Source organism: Brevundimonas sp. AC546 (genome assembly GCF_979258305.1).
Genome location: NZ_OZ409849.1, coordinates 1,061,851 through 1,077,046, shown reverse-complemented (window position 1 = coordinate 1,077,046; position 15,196 = coordinate 1,061,851). Strand labels below are relative to the sequence as shown.

12 protein-coding genes and 1 tRNA gene are annotated in these 15,196 nt (G+C 67.9%); 3 read left to right on the top strand and 10 right to left on the bottom strand.

The window, feature by feature from the left end:
- Positions 1-5: 5 nt before the first annotated feature.
- The 4 genes from ACZZZD_RS05435 to ACZZZD_RS05420 all read right to left on the bottom strand — a co-directional run bounded on the left by ACZZZD_RS05435 (position 6) and on the right by ACZZZD_RS05420 (position 7,514).
- Complete coding sequence (locus ACZZZD_RS05435; protein ID WP_463433329.1) at positions 6-4,256, bottom strand: translocation/assembly module TamB domain-containing protein; 4,251 nt, start codon at positions 4,254-4,256, stop codon at positions 6-8.
- Positions 4,253-6,046 (bottom strand): autotransporter assembly complex protein TamA, encoded by a 1,794-nt coding sequence (locus tag ACZZZD_RS05430; protein ID WP_463433327.1) that lies wholly within the window; start codon positions 6,044-6,046, stop codon positions 4,253-4,255. The genes ACZZZD_RS05435 and ACZZZD_RS05430 overlap by 4 nt, the downstream gene beginning before the upstream one ends.
- Before the next feature lie 44 nt (positions 6,047-6,090).
- Positions 6,091-6,357 (bottom strand): hypothetical protein, encoded by a 267-nt coding sequence (locus ACZZZD_RS05425; RefSeq protein ID WP_463433325.1) that lies wholly within the window; start codon positions 6,355-6,357, stop codon positions 6,091-6,093.
- 74 nt (positions 6,358-6,431) lie between these two features.
- Complete coding sequence (locus ACZZZD_RS05420; protein WP_463433323.1) at positions 6,432-7,514, bottom strand: CaiB/BaiF CoA transferase family protein; 1,083 nt, start codon at positions 7,512-7,514, stop codon at positions 6,432-6,434.
- Between the two features lie 94 nt (positions 7,515-7,608).
- On the opposite strand from ACZZZD_RS05420, the gene ACZZZD_RS05415 reads away from it, so the two are divergent.
- A tRNA-Lys gene (locus ACZZZD_RS05415) sits at positions 7,609-7,685 on the top strand.
- Between the two features lie 38 nt (positions 7,686-7,723).
- On the opposite strand, the gene ACZZZD_RS05410 is transcribed toward ACZZZD_RS05415, so the two are convergent.
- Together ACZZZD_RS05410 and rnr are read right to left on the bottom strand one after the other, a co-directional pair.
- Complete coding sequence (locus ACZZZD_RS05410; protein WP_463433321.1) at positions 7,724-8,443, bottom strand: NUDIX hydrolase; 720 nt, start codon at positions 8,441-8,443, stop codon at positions 7,724-7,726.
- 139 nt (positions 8,444-8,582) lie between these two features.
- Positions 8,583-10,898, bottom strand: coding sequence for a ribonuclease R (rnr, locus tag ACZZZD_RS05405; protein WP_463433319.1), 2,316 nt, complete (start codon positions 10,896-10,898; stop codon positions 8,583-8,585).
- A gap of 116 nt (positions 10,899-11,014) precedes the next feature.
- Here rnr and ACZZZD_RS05400 point away from each other — a divergent pair, with 116 nt between their 5' ends.
- Positions 11,015-12,415, top strand: coding sequence for a pyridoxal-phosphate dependent enzyme (locus ACZZZD_RS05400; protein WP_463433317.1), 1,401 nt, complete (start codon positions 11,015-11,017; stop codon positions 12,413-12,415).
- 5 nt (positions 12,416-12,420) lie between these two features.
- Positions 12,421-13,584, top strand: coding sequence for a cystathionine gamma-synthase (locus ACZZZD_RS05395; RefSeq protein ID WP_463433315.1), 1,164 nt, complete (start codon positions 12,421-12,423; stop codon positions 13,582-13,584).
- Positions 13,585-13,586: 2 nt separating this feature from the next.
- On the opposite strand, the gene ACZZZD_RS05390 is transcribed toward ACZZZD_RS05395, so the two are convergent.
- The 4 genes from ACZZZD_RS05390 to ACZZZD_RS05375 form a co-directional block, all read right to left on the bottom strand.
- Positions 13,587-13,844, bottom strand: a complete 258-nt coding sequence (locus tag ACZZZD_RS05390) for a hypothetical protein (protein ID WP_463433313.1) — start codon at positions 13,842-13,844, stop codon at positions 13,587-13,589.
- A 25-nt stretch (positions 13,845-13,869) separates the two neighbouring features.
- Positions 13,870-14,043, bottom strand: coding sequence for a hypothetical protein (locus ACZZZD_RS05385; protein ID WP_425984430.1), 174 nt, complete (start codon positions 14,041-14,043; stop codon positions 13,870-13,872).
- Positions 14,044-14,085: 42 nt separating this feature from the next.
- Positions 14,086-14,298, bottom strand: a complete 213-nt coding sequence (locus tag ACZZZD_RS05380) for a cold-shock protein (RefSeq protein ID WP_008260450.1) — start codon at positions 14,296-14,298, stop codon at positions 14,086-14,088.
- Between the two features lie 174 nt (positions 14,299-14,472).
- On the bottom strand, positions 14,473-15,186 hold the full coding sequence (locus ACZZZD_RS05375) for a TorF family putative porin (RefSeq protein WP_463433308.1): 714 nt from the start codon (positions 15,184-15,186) through the stop codon (positions 14,473-14,475).
- Positions 15,187-15,196: the final 10 nt, after the last annotated feature.

Below are 15,196 nucleotides of genomic sequence, written 5' to 3'. Positions count from 1 at the left end.
GCGCGCTAGCGCGTGCGACGGCCCCGGTTCGGGCGACGGTCGCCGGCCTCGCGGCTTTCGTGACGCCAGCGGATCGACAGGCTGGTGTCGCCCTGGCCGCCGAACTGCGAACTGACGGCGATGTTGCGCCGGGGCTGCCATTCGACCTTGACGGCCGCGCCGTTCTCGCCGCCGCCGATGACCTCCAGATAGACGTCGTCGGTGATATAGCGTCCTCCCGCGACCGTGACCGCTGAGGCTTCGCCGCCGAAGGACAGCCGGTCCAGACCCGCCAGTTCGCGCAGGTTGCCGATCACGTCGAACCCGCCGCCGCCGGCCAGGGCCGCGACGCCCGCCGCCAGCTGCGCCGCCTCGAAGGCCGACAGCTGCGACGCCGACCGCCCGAACAGCACCTGCGAGAGGATCTCGTCCTGCGGCAGGGAAGGGGTCGAGGTCAGGGCGATCTTCGGCTCGGCCGCCGTGCCGGTGACGTCGATCGAGGCGGTCAGGGCCGCATCCTCGCGCGTCGCCGCCAGGTTCAGCCGGATCTGCTTGGAATCGGTGGACAGGGTCACCCGGCCCGTGTCGTCGAACACGAACCGCTTGCCCGCGAACTCATAGTCGCCGCGCACCACATTGGCCGAGCCGGTCAGTTGCGGGTTGGCGATGGTGCCGCGCACCCGTGCATTGACGTCCAGCACCACGTTCAGCCCACGCCCGTTGACCCGCACCTTGCCGCCGGTCGAGCGCAGGGCGATGTCCAGGCCGATTTGAGGCCCGCGCGCCTTCTGCTCGGTCTCTACGGGGTCGCCGCCGGGTCGGTTGATCTCGACCACATCCATGGAGACGATGCCGGTGGCGCCGGGCAGTTCCGGCTCGATCTTGGCCTCGTCGATGTCGATCCGTCCGCCCAGCTGGATATTGCCGTCCGCCCCGCGAACGATGGTGATCGGGCCTGAGGCGCGCGCCTCGGCGATGTCGTTGTCGATGACGCGGAAGCGGCTCAGGGTCAGTTGCGCATTCGATCCCGATCCCTGGCGCAGGCCGATGCGGCCCTGACCGGACACCGTGCCGCCTGTTCCGTCGTTGGCGGTGAAGGTCTCGATCTGCGCCGTCGTGTCGTCGAACCGGGTCCGCAGGGTCATGTCGCTCAGCACCAGGCCGACGGCGTTCTCGCGATAGGATCCCTGGCTCAAGTCGAACCGGCCGTTCAGGCGCGGTGCGTTCAGGGTGCCGGCGAGGGTCGCCTGACCGTTGACCTGACCCGCCAGGCTGCGTTCGCCGCCCAGGAACAGGTCCCAGATCGGCTGGATCTGGCCGTTGATCGATACCCGGCCCGACATTTCGCGCGTCCGGGCGATGGCCAGCCGCAGCGGCGCGGCCGAGGCTTCGACCGGCAGGACGACATCGGCGGAGGCTTGCACCGCCCCTTCGTCCACGGCCGTCGCCTTGATGGTCAGTCGGTCGCCAGCCAGGGTGGCGTCCACCCGTCCGTCCACGGCCAAGCCGCGCGGGGCATCGATGCTGCGCACGTTCTGCAGGGCGATGTTGGCCGTGCCCGACAGGTCGCTTCCGGCGCCGCGCATGGCGACCTGGCCCGTCACGCTGCCCCGCAGTTCGGGCGAGATCGACCCTAGGTCCACCTGCGTCAGGTCGGCCTGAACCGCGACCGTGCGCGCATCCTGGCGCAGGTCGGCCAGCAGCACGCCGCCCCCGATGCCCAGGTCCAGATGGGCCGTGCGGTTCGCGCCGTTCAGGGTGATCGAGGCCGGGCTGCGGGTGGTGAAGGCCACCTCGCGCACCCGACCGCCGCCGCGCAGCGTCAGGCCCTGCACCTCGTTCTGGCGCGAATAGACGCCCGTGCCGTTGAACTGGGCCGGCGTCGGCCCGCCCACGTCCAACGCCAGGGTGAAGGGCAGGTTGTTCAGCGTGCCGCGACCGTCTAGGTCCAGGGTGCGGATGATCCAGCTCTGGCCCGCCAGCCGCACATTGCGTCCGCTGACGTCTAGGATGGCGCTGTCCGATCCGCCGCCGTCCGTCAGTCGCACGCGGCCGTTGGCCTCGCCCGAGGCCAGGAAGGCCCCGGCGCGCGCCGTGAACGTCAGGTCCGCGCTGGACGGAATATTGTTCGACAGGGCGACGGCGCCCTTGGCCGTCACGCCGCCCGCGTCAACATCCAGGTCACTGAGCCTGATGCGCTTGCCGCCCAGGAAGAAGTTGCCCGAGGCGCGTGCGGGGCCATAGTTCGAGCCGCTGACGACCGTGATCCGCCCGTCAGACGCGTCCGCGCCCTTGCGGAAGCTCAGCGTCAGATCGGCGTTGTTCAGCGTCAGGGCGCCGGCCGTCACCTGCTGGAAGCCGGCGGTCAGATCGACGCGCGGCTGGGACAGGGTGCCGGTCAGGGCGCCGCGTCCGTTCATGTCGCCGCCGATCTCGACCGGCCCAGCCGCGAACGGCCCCCGCGCGTTCCAATCCAGCGCCAGCCTCAGATTGCCCGCCGTCTCGATGATGCCCTTGGCGCCCGCGCGACCGGCCGCGCCGGTCAGTTCCCCGCGCTCGATCTCGATCCGGCCGCCGTTCAGCTGGCCGGCCAGTTGCAGGCGAGGCGTCTTGCCCAGCAGGCGATCCAGCTCGGACATGCCGACGGTCAGGTTTCGACCCCGTCCGTCGAAGTTCAGCACCCAGGGGGCGCCCGTCCGCGCCGACGACGCCCGGATCGGCCCGCCGAAGGCGCCGCGCGCCTCGGGCAGCACACGCCTTGCGTCCGTCAGTTGCGCCTCGCCGCGGAAGCTCATCCCGCCCAGCAGGTTGCGCGAGCCCGAGCCGTTCAACGTCAGGCCCTGACCCTGAAGATCGACCTTCTCCAATAGGATGGCGCCGTCCTTCATCCGCGCCGCCTGCATCTGCACGCGTGGCGCCGAACCCAAGAGGCCGCCGATGATGCCTTCGCCCGATCCGCCATTGGCGCGGATGTCGCCGTCCAGATCCATGCGGCCGTTCTTGACCTGCACGTTCAGCGGCCCGGCGATGCGGGTCGCGCGATAACTGGCGACGTTGGCGTTCAACAGGGTCGCCTGACCGTTCAGGCTCCAGGTCTGGGCGTCGCCCTTGAACAGGCCGGAATAGGCGGCCGGTCCGGCCACATCGGACCCGACCAGTCGGCTCAGCGACACGGTCTGGATATTCAGAGTGATCCCGTCCGGCGAACTGCGATCCGAGTTGCGGATCAGGCCCCGCGCCTCGGACTGGACGTTGTCGGAGATCAGCTTCCACGCCACGCCCTGGCTGGCCTTGTCGGGCGTCGGAACCATGGCGAAGCCAAAGCGCGCCGTGCGGCCGATGCGGGTGACGAACGGCTCCAGCAGATCCGAACCGCTGAAGTCGGCGAAGCCCGAGACGCGCGATCCCTTGTCGCCGAAATGGCCCTGGACGATCAGGGGGACGAACTGCCCCGTCTGCACCCGCGCATTGACGACATCGGCGTTCAGCACCGCGACCGCCGAAAACGGCTGATCGGGCGAATAGCCCAGAGCGCCGGCCAGCGGCCCGCCCTGGGCTTCGTTGGCGCGCAGGTTCAGGCGCGTGTCTTCCAGCTTGCCGCCGAAGGTCGCGGCCAGGCGCAGATAGTCGCCCGGCCGGTTCAGGCTGTCGGCGTTGACGGTGGCGCTCTTGGCCCCGGCGCGCGGCAGGCTGGCGTCGCCCGACAGGCTCCAGCGACCGTACTCCTTGGAGAAGCCTTCCATCAGTTCGACGTTGGCGGCGAACTTGTCGATCCGAACCGAGATCGGCTGCGGGCTGGGCGGTTCGCCGCTGGGCGGCTCGACCACGGGCCGGCGCAGGACGCGGATGGTCTCCGCCTTGATGTCGTTGGCATGGAAGCTGCGGCTCACCAGCGCCAGATACGACCAGTCCATGCTGAGGTTGTTCGCCTCCAGCCAGACGCCCTGGCTATCGGCCAGGGTGATGCGGTCGATGGTGAAGTCGCTCAGCAGGTCGCCCTTCAGCCCATAGACCTTGAGCCGGCCATAACGGCTGATCTTCAGGTCTTGCAGTCGTTGCAGCACCATCTCGCGGCCACCGTCCGAGGCTATGTAGTAGCGGCCGCCCACCAGTGCGGCGGCGATCAGCACCAGCAGGCCTGCGATGACCGCGCCGGTAATCACGGCGATGCGTTTGACCAGCCCACGACGCGGCTTTGTAGGCCGCGCGGCCTTGGTCGGCGTCGTCTCTTGCGGCGTGGTTTCGGGCGGCGTGGCTTCAGGCGGTGTGTCGGTCAAAACGCCTGCCCGATGCTGATGTAGATCTGGAAGGCCGAGTCGCCTTCACTCTTGTTCAGGGGCATCGCCACGTCCGCCCGGATCGGCCCGAACGGCAGCATGTAGCGCACGCCCACGCCCGCGCCGTAGCGCATGTTGGTCAGGTTCGGCGTCTCCTGGAAACCCACCGAACCAGCGTCCACGAAGGCGACGGCCTGGAAGCTCTGGCCGATCGACTGACGCACCTCGAACGAGGTTTCGAACAGCGACAGGCCCCCGCGCGGCGTCCCGTCCGGCAGTTGCGGATTGACGCCCTGATAGGAATAGCCCCGCACTGAGCCGCCGCCGCCGGAATAGAACAGGCGGTCCGCCGGCACGCTCAGCTCGCTTCCGCCGACGATGGACCCGATCTTCATGCGCCCGGCCAGAATGGTGCGGTCACCGGCCACCGGGAAATAGGCCGTCCCTTGCGTTTCGGTACGCAGGAACAGGATGTTGCTCTCGCCCGTCACCGCCGTCGGCTGCACCGCCAGATTGACCCGCCAGCCCTTGGTCGGGTTCAGCGGATCGTTGGAATGATCGATATAGGCGCTGGTCCGTGCGGTGATGATCGCCAGGTCGCGGTCGAAGGTCACGCGCTGAGGCGGCAGGGTGGTGAAGTCGTAGCGGGTCTCGCTGTAGCGCCCCGCGTCCAGCCCGATGCCGTAGTTGAAATAGGAGGTCTTGCCGATCCGCTGCTGCAAGTCGGCATACAGGACCAGGGCGGTGCGCAGATAGGCGTCGGTGTCTTCGTTGACCACCGCCGCGCCCAGCTTCAGCGTCCGGCCGGGCCGGCGCCAGTGGGGCAGGGACAGGTCCGCGCCGATCCGGCTGTCGATGTCCGCCAGCCGGGCTTCCAGCCGCAAGGTGTCCGCACGACCGAAGCGGTTGTAGCGGGTCTGGATCACATCCACCCCGACGCCTTCGGCCGTGGACCAGGTGGCGCCCGCTTCCAGCACGCGGCGCGGCCGGTCCTGCAGGCTGACGATCACGGGACGCAGGCCATCCGGGGTCACCTGGTCCAGCGGCGACAGGGCTACGCCAATCCCGTCATAGACGCCGGTGTCCAGCAGACGGCGCTCCAGTTCGGCGACCTGGTCGGGGTCGAAGCGGTCGCCTTCGTTCCACGGCGCGAGCCCGGCGACCCAATCGGGATTGGTTCGGCCCCGCGTCGACAGGCGAACGCCGTCCAGCCGCACCAAAGCGCCCGAGGCGATGCGGTATTCCGGCGCGACGGTAAAGGCGGCGTGGTCCACCACAACCCGGCGCGGATTGGCCTTGGCGTCGGCGTATCCGTCGCGAACCAAGGCCGCGACCAGCCGCCCTTCGCCCGAGATGACATCCACCGCCCGACCGGGATCGCCGGCCTTCAGGGCGATGGCGGTCTTGGCCTTGTCCGCCGCCTCGGCCTCGGGGGCGGGATCGACCCACTGAATGGTCGGATCGGTCAGCAGGAAACGTCGGCCCGGCTGCACCGAGACGATGGCGACCGGCGTCTCCTCGCCCTCGACGATGTCTTCCACGACAGGCTGGTAATAGGCCTCGGAGCGCAGCAGGGCTGTCGCCGAGCTAACGGCGCTCTCCGCACGACGACGGGCCTCGAACCGGCTGGCCGGCGCCTCGTCGACCTCGCCCACGGCGCGCTCCAGCGCCCGGCGCAGTTCAGCATCCATGTCGCCCCGGATCTGCGCGCGGGGGTCCGCCGCCGCCGCATGGGCGCAGGCCGAAAAGGCCGCAAGGGTCGCGACCAGCAGGTTAGGCCTGAACGTCAAACTCGATCTTTCGTCAAAACTGCGCCCCCCGGCAAACCTGCTCTTCAGTAGAACAGGGTCTCGCTCTCGGGTTGGACCGTCTGTTCCGACGTGCGTTCATCAGGCGGAAGGTTGCTGGACGGCGGAGGTGTGGGGGTCGGGTCCTGCACCTCGGGTGGGGGCGGCGGCGTCTCTTCCTTCACCGGCGGGCGCGCGGGCGCCACGGGCGCTTCGATGTAATCGTCGTCATCCCTCGACGGCCGATCGTCGCAGGCCGAGAGCGCAAGGACGCCCAACGCAGCGGCGGCCAGAACTAATGTCGAGCGTGTCATGAAAGTCCCCGGGTCTTCGCTCTAGCAACGCCTGCGGCGCTAAGCCGTTCCCTTAGCGCTGAAAACGACGACGGTCATCCTGCGTGATGGGACCATTTCGTGACCATCTGGTCCAGCGTCAGGTCTGACTTCGGACCTGGCTCCGCCGCCTTGCCGTCGAACAGGGGCGCCGGGCGCGGCAGGCCGTCCTGGAATGTTCCCCTGGCCTGATTGTGCGGATGGTCGGGCGCCTCGGCCAGGCTGAGCACCGGCGTGACGCAAGCCTCTGTTCCGGCGAAATGGGCGCTCCAGTCGTCGCGGTCGCGTGTGGCGAACAGGGCGGCGAACCGCGCCTGCAAGGCAGGCCAGGCGGCGATATCGTACTGAACCGCCTCGCCCGGATCGATCTCCAGCCCGGCCAGCAGGGCGGCGTAAAAGCGCGGCTCCAGCGCCGCCACCGCCACGAACCCGCCGTCGCGACAGGTATAGCACCGATAGAAGGGCGCGCCTCCGTCCAGCAGATTGCCCCCCCGCCGCTCGCTCCACATCCCCTCACCGCGCAGAGCCTGGAACAGCCCGCCCAACAGGGCCGCGCCGTCGGTCATGGCCGCATCCACCACCCGACCACGCCCGGTGGTCTTGGCCTCCACAAGCGCCGCCAGCACGCCGACCACCAGCAGCATGGCCCCGCCGCCATAGTCGCCTACCAGGTTCAGCGGCGGGAAGGGCGGACGATCCGCCTCCCCCATGGCGTGCAACACCCCCGACAGGCCGATGTAGTTCAGGTCATGCCCCACCGCATTCGCCAACGGCCCCGTCTGGCCCCAGCCCGTCACCCGCCCGAACACCAGCGCGGGTTTTCTCGCCTGCAGCACCTCCGGCCCATAGCCCAGCCGCTCCATCACGCCGGGCCTGAACCCTTCGATCACGGCGTCCGCCCCATCTATCAGTTGCAGGATACGCTCGCGGTCGACGTCCGACTTCAGATCGACCGGCACGGCGATCCGACCCCGGTGCAGCACCGCGCCGCCGACCTCGTCGAACACCGCGGGCCCGGCCAAGGCGTCGCGCGTCAGGCGCACCACCTCCGCCCCCAGGTCCGCCAGCATCATGCCGGCGAAGGTGACCGGCCCCAGGCCGTCGAATTCGATGATGCGGACGCCATTTAACGGTTGCATGGCACATGAGTAGCAGACCGGGTCTTGACCGGAAGGCCGGATTACAACAGAAGGCGCCCTTCGACGGTTCGGGAGCGCCCGGACGTCGCACGGTGCGTCCTTAGCTCAGTTGGTTAGAGCATCTGACTTTTAATCAGAGGGTCCTCGGTTCGAGCCCGAGAGGACGTACCATTTTGGCCCGCGTCGGCGGGCCTCAGCCAGATCGATCGTCAGTCCCTGTGTTCGACCACATGACGACCGCGCACCATCCGCACGAAGGGCAGCGGGCGGTTGGGGCTTGCTTGGTCTTGACCAAGCCGCTCGGCCAACTCTCCCAGCACGAACCGGGTGATGGCGGGCAAGTCCAGGGCGCGGGCGTCGTCCAGCGCAAGCCACGCGATCTCGTCCAGTTCTCCTGATCCGGCCGTCGGTTCGGGCGTCAGCAGCGCCTCGGCCGGCGCCATGAAGAACCGCGCGTCGAACCGGCGCGTGCGGCCCGGCGGGGTGATGGCGCGGGCGATATAGGACAGGACCGTCAGATCGGGCAGGGCGCCGGCCTGACGATATTCGCGCCACGGTCCCGCGACGCTGGCCGACGGTGCGGGCCGCCCCAGGATCAATCCGGTTTCCTCAAACGTCTCGCGCACCGCAGTCAGGGCCAGGGCGCGCGCACGGCGGGCTGGCAGTTCCCTCTCCAACCGTCGCGCCACATCGGACGACAGGTCGCCGGCCAAGGCGGCGATGAAGTCGCTGCGGTCGATTCGCCCGCCGGGAAACACCCATTTCGACGCCATGAACACATGCCCCGCCGCCCGCCGGCCCATCAGAACCTCGGGTTTGGCGCCGCCCCGCGTCAGGATCAGCGTCGCCGCATCCTTAGGCCTCTGCACGCCCCCGACGCGCGGGGCGTCGGCGAGATCCTGTGCGGCGTCGAAGGGCTGATCCTTCATTCCGCTCATCCCGGCGAAAGCCAGGACCCCGTGCTTTCGTTCGCACTGGCGGTCGGGTTTGGCGTCCGAGTCACGCGACAAGCGCTCTTCGCCCAAAGAACTGGATTCCGGCTTTCGCTGGGATGAGCGGATGTTTTTATCACTTCCGCTTGCCCTTGCGCACGCCTTTCAACCCGCCGGAGGGACGGCCGCCCTTTGCGGGCTTGGGACCACCGGGGCGGTTCTTGCCCCGCAATGGCGGGCCATCGCCGCCGCGTCCGCGCACACCATAGCGTGGAGCGGGGGCGTTGGGATCGCGGGCTTCGGGCTCGCTGAGCATTTCGAACACCAGGCCGCCGGTGACCGGCGTGGCCTCCATCAGCTTCACCTCGACCTTGCGGCCCAGGGTGAACCGCTTGCCGGTGCGTTCCCCGACCAGGGCGTGGGCGCGGTCGTCGTGGGTGAAATATTCGCTGCCCAGGGTCGAGACCGGGACAAGCCCATCGGCCCCCGTCTCGTCCAACCGGATGAACAGGCCGAACCGGGTCACGCCGGTGATCCGCCCGATGAAGGTCGCCCCGACGCGGTCTTCCAGATAGGCGGCGATGTAGCGATCCATGGCGTCGCGTTCGGCGGCCATGGAGCGGCGCTCGGTCATGGTGACGCCCTCGGCGATGGCCGGCAGTTCGGCGATCTCACGGTCGGTCAGCCCGTCCTTTCCCAGCCCCAGCGCTCGGATCAGGCCGCGGTGGACGATCAGGTCGGAATAGCGCCGGATCGGCGAGGTGAAGTGGGCGTAGCGATCTAGGTTCAGGCCAAAGTGGCCGATGTTCTCGGGGCTGTAGATCGCCTGCATCTGGCTGCGCAGGACCACCTCGTTGACCACGTCGGCGTGTTCGGTGTCGCGGGTCTCGTCCAGCAGCTTGTTGAACCGCTTGGTCGTGCCTGGCTCGCCCTTGTTCCACGGCTTGCCGATGGTCGACAGGAAGTCGGCCAGGTTGAAGATCTTCTCCTGGCTGGGCGTATCGTGGATGCGGTAAATGAGTGGAGTTTGCTTCTGCTCCAGCGTCTCGGCGGCGCAGACGTTGGCCTGGATCATCATCTCCTCGATCAGCCGATGCGCCTCCAGTGAGGCGCGCTTCTCGATGGACGCGATGCCGCCATCCGGGGCCATGCGGATGCGGCGTTCGGCCGATTCGATCTGCAGCGGACTGCGCTTCAGCCGGCCTTTCAGCATGGCGTGGTAGGCGTTCCACAGCGGATAGAGGATGGCCTCCATGATCGGGCCGGTGGCGTCGTCCGTTTGCCCGTCAATGGCGGCCTGGGCCTGTTCGTAGCTGAGCTTGGCGTGCGACCGCATCAGGCCGCGCACGAACTTGTGGCCGGTCTTTCGGCCGTCCTTGTCGAAGACCATCCGCACGGCCAGGCAGGCGCGGTTCTCGCCCTCCTTCAGGCTGCACAGGCCGTTCGACAGCACCTCCGGCAGCATCGGCTCGACGCGGTCGGGGAAATAGGTCGAGTTGCCCTTGTCGCGGGCCTCGCGGTCCAGATGGGTTCCGGGGCGGACATAGGCGGCGACGTCGGCGATGGCGACCCAGACGATCCAGCCGCCTTCGTTCTTTGGATCCTCGTCACGGGCCGCATAGACGGCGTCATCGTGGTCGCGCGCGTCGGCGGGGTCGATAGTGATGAAGGGCACTTCGCGCAGGTCCTCGCGCCCCTTCAGCGTCGGCAGGGCCTGATCTTCGGCTTCGCGCTCGACGGCTTCGGAGAAGCCTGTCGGGATGCTGTGGGCGTAGATGGCGATCAGGGAGGCGGCGCGGGGATCGTCCTCCTTGCCGATATGTTCCAGGATCTTGCCGCGCTTGGGACCATATCGCTGGTCGCCCTTTTCGATCGCGGCCAGGACCAGATCGCCGTCGCGCAGGTCGCCGGACTGGGCCTGGGGCACCAGCAGCACGTCCTTGGAACGGCGGTCGACAGGCTCGACGCGCGTCTCGCGCGCCGACTTGCGGATCACCCCCAGAACGCGGTTCGTGCCGACGTCCAGCTTCTTGATCAGCCGGGCTTCCCAGCCGTCGCCGCCGCGCTGGAACTTGACCAGCACACGGTCGCCCAGGCCAGGGGCAGGACCGGGTTTGGACTTGTCGGGCATCAGGATGGCGCGCGGCGCGTCGGCGCTGGCCTCGACCAGACGGACATACAGTTCGCCGTCGCCGTCGCGTTCGATCACGTCGGCGACGCCGACGGGGGGCAGGGCGCCGGCCTCGGAGAAGCCTTTGCGGCCGCGCTTTCCCAGCCGGCCTTCTTCTTCAAGCTCGCGGATCATTTCGCGCAGGGCCCGGCGGTCGCCGCCCTTCAGCCCGAAATGGCGTGCGATATCGGTCTTCTCGGCCGATCCGGCCTCGCGCAGGAAGGCGAGGAGGGTGTCTTTGTCGGGCAGGCCGGCGGGCGGCCTCTTGGATGAATTGGTCATTATGTCTTTCGTAGCGCGGAACCGCGCCCTTGGGTAAATCTTGAGGTCAAATCTTGCGTGAGTTGACCGAGTGAATGCGGGGCTTCAGCTTCCGCCGTCCCCGAATGGAGTCTTCGATGTCCCTGCATGCCCCCGCCCTGAGCGCGACCGTGAAGTCGCCGCTGGATCTGATCGGCAAGACGCCGATGGTGGAGGTGACGAAGATCGACACCGGCAAGTGCCGCCTGCTGCTGAAGCTGGAGTCCCAGAACCCCGGCGGCTCGATCAAGGACCGGATCGCCGTCGAGATGCTGGACGCCGCTGAAAAGGAAGGCTGGCTGAAGGAGGGCGGCGCCATCGTCGAGGCGACGGCGGGCAATACCGGCCTGGCGCTGACGCTGGTCGGTCGGGCGCGGGGTTATAAGGTGCTGCTGGTCATCCCGGACAAGATGTCGAAGGAAAAAATCCAGCATCTCAGGGCCATGGGCGCCGATGTTCGCCTGACGCGTTCGGACGTGCCGCACGGGCATCCGGAATATTACACCGACATGGCCGAGCGTCTGTCCCAAGCCATTCCGGGCGCCTATTACGTCAACCAGTTCGCCAACCAGTCGAACGCCGACGCCCACGTGAAGACGACGGGGCCGGAAATCTGGGAGCAGACGGGCGGCGACATCGACGCCTTCGTCGCCGGCATCGGCTCGGGCGGCACCATCACCGGCGTGGCTCGGTTCCTGAAAAGCGTGGGATCGAAGGCCGAGATCATCCTGGCCGATCCGGTCGGCTCGACCCTGGCCGGCATCGTCAACGACGGCGTGCCGGGGCCGGACGGCAGCTATACGGTCGAGGGCATCGGGCAGAACTTCGTGCCCGACACGGCGGACATGAGCCTGATCGACAAGGCCTATTCCATCCCGGACGCCGAGGCGATCGCCACAGCGCGCGAGCTGCTGCTGAAGGAAGGCATCCTGGCCGGCTCGTCGTCCGGCACCCTGATCGCCTCGGCCCTGCGCTGGTGCCGGGAGCAGACCGAGGCCAAGACCTGCGTCACCTTCGTCTGCGACACCGGGGCCAAATACCTGTCCAAGGTCTATAACGACGCCTGGCTGGCCGATCAGGGTCTGGGCGAGGGCGAGCTGCACGGCGACCTGTCGGACCTGATCAACCGCAAATACGAGAAAGGCGATGTGGTGGTCGCCGGGCCGGACGACACCCTGGACACCGCCTTCAAGCGGATGAAGGGCGCCGACGTGTCCCAACTGCCGATCATCAAGGACGGCCGTCTGGTCGGCATCCTGGACGAAAGCGATCTGATCCACGTGATGAACACCGACGAGATCACGCGTAAGGAAAGGTTCGCCAAGCCGGTCGCCTCGGCCATGACCCGCGATCTGGACACGGTTCAGGTCAAAGAACCGCTGGACGCCCTGATCCCCGTCTTCGACCGCGACCGCGTCGCCATCGTGCTGGACGGCGAGAAATTCGTCGGCCTGATCACCCGCACCGACCTGATCAACCACCTCAGCCTGAACCGGTAAGAACCATGGCCGACAAGAAGAACAGCCAAGGGTTTTCCACCCGCGCCATCCATGCCGGACAGCATCCCGACCCAACGACGGGTGCGGTGATGACGCCGATCTATGCGACCTCGACCTATGCCCAGGAAAGCCCGGGTGTGAACAAGGGGTACGAGTATGCGCGGGGCAAGAACCCGACGCGCGAGGCGTTCGAGGCCTGTATCGCGGACCTGGAGGGCGGCACGCACGGGTTCGGCTTTGGTTCGGGCATGGCGGCGACGTCGACGGCGCTGGAGCTGCTGGACGCGGGCGATCACATCGTCACGGGCGACGACCTGTACGGCGGGTCGTGGCGTCTGTTCGAGCGGGTGCGTCGGCGCACCATGGGACTGGACTTCGCCTATGTGGACCTGAGCGACATCGCCGCGGTCGAGGCGGCGATCACGCCCAAGACCAAGATGCTGTGGGTCGAGACGCCCACCAATCCGCTGATGAAGCTGGCCGACATCGCCGCCCTGTCGAAGGTGGCCAAGGCGCATGGGCTGCTGCTGATCGTCGACAACACCTTCGCCACCCCCTTCTGCCAGCAGCCGCTGAGCCTGGGCGCGGACGTGGTCATGCATTCGGCGACCAAATACCTGAACGGCCATTCCGACATCATCGGCGGGGTGCTGGTGACGGCCGATCCCGACCTGGCGACGCGGATCAAGTTCCTGCAGAACTCGGTCGGCGGGATCATGGGGCCGTTCGACGCCTTCCTCGCCAACCGGGGCTTGAAGACCCTGGCGCTGCGGATGAAGGCGCATTGCGAGAACGCCCTGACGGTGGCGCGGTGGCTGGAGACGCGCAAGGGCGTGGCCAAGGTGATCTATCCCGGCCTGATCGCCCACCCGCAGCACGAGCTGGCCGCACGCCAGATGAGCGGCGGTTACGGCGGGATGGTGACGGTGATCCTGGAAGGCGACCTGGAGCGCACGAAACGCGTGCTGGAGCGGGTCGAGGTCTTCACCCTGGCGGAGTCGCTGGGCGGGGTCGAGAGCCTGGTGAACCACCCGGCGATCATGACCCACGCCAGCGTGCCCAAGGAGGTGCGCGAGGCTGGCGGCGTCACCGACAACCTGATCCGGCTATCGGTCGGGGTCGAGAACGTCGAGGACCTGATCGCGGATCTGGATCAGGCCCTGGGCTGATCTCAGCTGGAGGGAAGGGCGGTCTGGTGGCCGGTGACGGGCGGCAGCTTCTTCTTGGGAGCGGCGCGTTTCACCGGCGCCTTGGCGGCCTTGGGCAGGGCGGCGCGGCGGGCGATCTCGGTGTCGATCACAGGCAGGATATCAGCGGCGGCCATCACCTGGGTCGAGGCGCCGGTTTCGGCCAGGCGCGCAGCGTTGGCGCGCAGGCTGTTGAGGTCGGCGTCGGTCATCGTCGGGATTTTTTCGGCGAGGGTCGTCATGGGTCACGTCCTGATGGAACGGGCTTCAGGGCCGGCGCGCGAGGCGCCAGCCCTTCAGCTGATTGAAGGCGATCTCGACCACGACGCGGTCGCCCAGCATGGATAGGCCTTTAGGCGAACCGAGCGAGGGCAGGACCGAGACGACGTGGCCGTTGTCCAGGCGGACCTTGCGGCCGCCCAGAGGCAGGTGCTTCGTCACGACGCCATCAAAAGCGATGGCGTGCGTGTTGAGAAGCGTGTCCTACTCTGCCGCCGTAAGGCGACCAGCGGATTCCTTGCCGGAGCGCGAGTCGCGTTCGATTTCGTAGGAAATCTTCTGGCCTTCGTTCAGCGAACCAACGCTCGAAGTTTCGACGGCCGAGGCGTGGACGAAGACGTCCTTGCCGCCGTCATCGGGAGCGATGAAGCCGTAGCCTTTGGTGGGGTTGTACCATTTTACAGTGCCGGTAGCCATTTGGAGACCTCCGTCTGGCGTTGACCGCAGGGAGGGATCCCTGGTCGGCCTGTCGGGTCTGAATGGGATCGGCTTTTGGACCTCGGTGCGTGATGCAAAGGGAGCAGCGGCGTTACGCAGAGAGATCGACAGCCCCTATATGGGCCTCCAACGCCCATTCTGCAAGGCGCGCCCCTAGAAGGCGTAGGCGACCCTGGCGACCAAGGCGTCTTCGTACTGCTCGCCGAAGGTGTGGGCGTCGGTGTCGTAGTAGCGCAGGTCGAGGTCCAGGGCGCCCGTGACCGCATAGGTCACGCCGGCGTTCCAGCCCGTGTAGTCGGGGGCGCCGTCCTGCTCGCGACGGCCGACGGCGACCGTGCCGTTCAGACGGTTGGTGAAGTCCCAGCCCACGCGGCCCTCGACCCAGGTGAAGCTGTCGGTCGAACCGGCGGCGTCGGGCGAATACTGCACCTGCAGGCGGGCGCTGGCGGGCCCGATGGACCGGCTGGCGTTGCCGGTGAACTCCCAACCGTCCTCGTCATAACCGGCCTCGGCGTCCAGGCGGTTCTTGTAGGCCGCGTTGAAATCGAAGCGGTAGCCGAAGGCCTCGGGCTGATAGCCGACCACGAACTCGGCCTCGAGGTTGGAACCGCCCGCCTGGATCGTTTCGAAGCCGGGGCCGGCGTAGAACAGGCCGTTCTCGCTTTCCCAGATCGCCGAGCCGTAGACGTAGCCGTCGTTGCCGGACTTGGACGCGTTCTTGGAGCGGTTGTCCGTTCCCGCGCCCAGTTCGAACGACCAGGCGTCGCGAGCGGACGCCGCCGGGGAGGATTGGGTCGCCGCTGGAGTCGCGAAGGCGGCGGCCATGGCGGCGGCGGAAAGGGCGGCGAGGACGGTCGTGCGGATCATGGCGGCTCCA

What these genes read in the sequence shown, in the direction of transcription:
- ACZZZD_RS05425 (WP_463433325.1), bottom strand. Translation starts at nt 6,357, where the DNA reads ATGACACGCTCGACATTAGTTCTGGCCGCCGCTGCGTTGGGCGTCCTT.
- ACZZZD_RS05420 (WP_463433323.1), bottom strand. Translation starts at nt 7,514, where the DNA reads ATGCAACCGTTAAATGGCGTCCGCATCATCGAATTCGACGGCCTGGGG.
- ACZZZD_RS05410 (WP_463433321.1), bottom strand. Translation starts at nt 8,443, where the DNA reads ATGAAGGATCAGCCCTTCGACGCCGCACAGGATCTCGCCGACGCCCCG.
- rnr (WP_463433319.1), bottom strand. Translation starts at nt 10,898, where the DNA reads ATGACCAATTCATCCAAGAGGCCGCCCGCCGGCCTGCCCGACAAAGAC.
- ACZZZD_RS05400 (WP_463433317.1), top strand. Translation starts at nt 11,015, where the DNA reads ATGTCCCTGCATGCCCCCGCCCTGAGCGCGACCGTGAAGTCGCCGCTG.
- ACZZZD_RS05395 (WP_463433315.1), top strand. Translation starts at nt 12,421, where the DNA reads ATGGCCGACAAGAAGAACAGCCAAGGGTTTTCCACCCGCGCCATCCAT.
- ACZZZD_RS05390 (WP_463433313.1), bottom strand. Translation starts at nt 13,844, where the DNA reads ATGACGACCCTCGCCGAAAAAATCCCGACGATGACCGACGCCGACCTC.
- ACZZZD_RS05380 (WP_008260450.1), bottom strand. Translation starts at nt 14,298, where the DNA reads ATGGCTACCGGCACTGTAAAATGGTACAACCCCACCAAAGGCTACGGC.
- ACZZZD_RS05375 (WP_463433308.1), bottom strand. Translation starts at nt 15,186, where the DNA reads ATGATCCGCACGACCGTCCTCGCCGCCCTTTCCGCCGCCGCCATGGCC.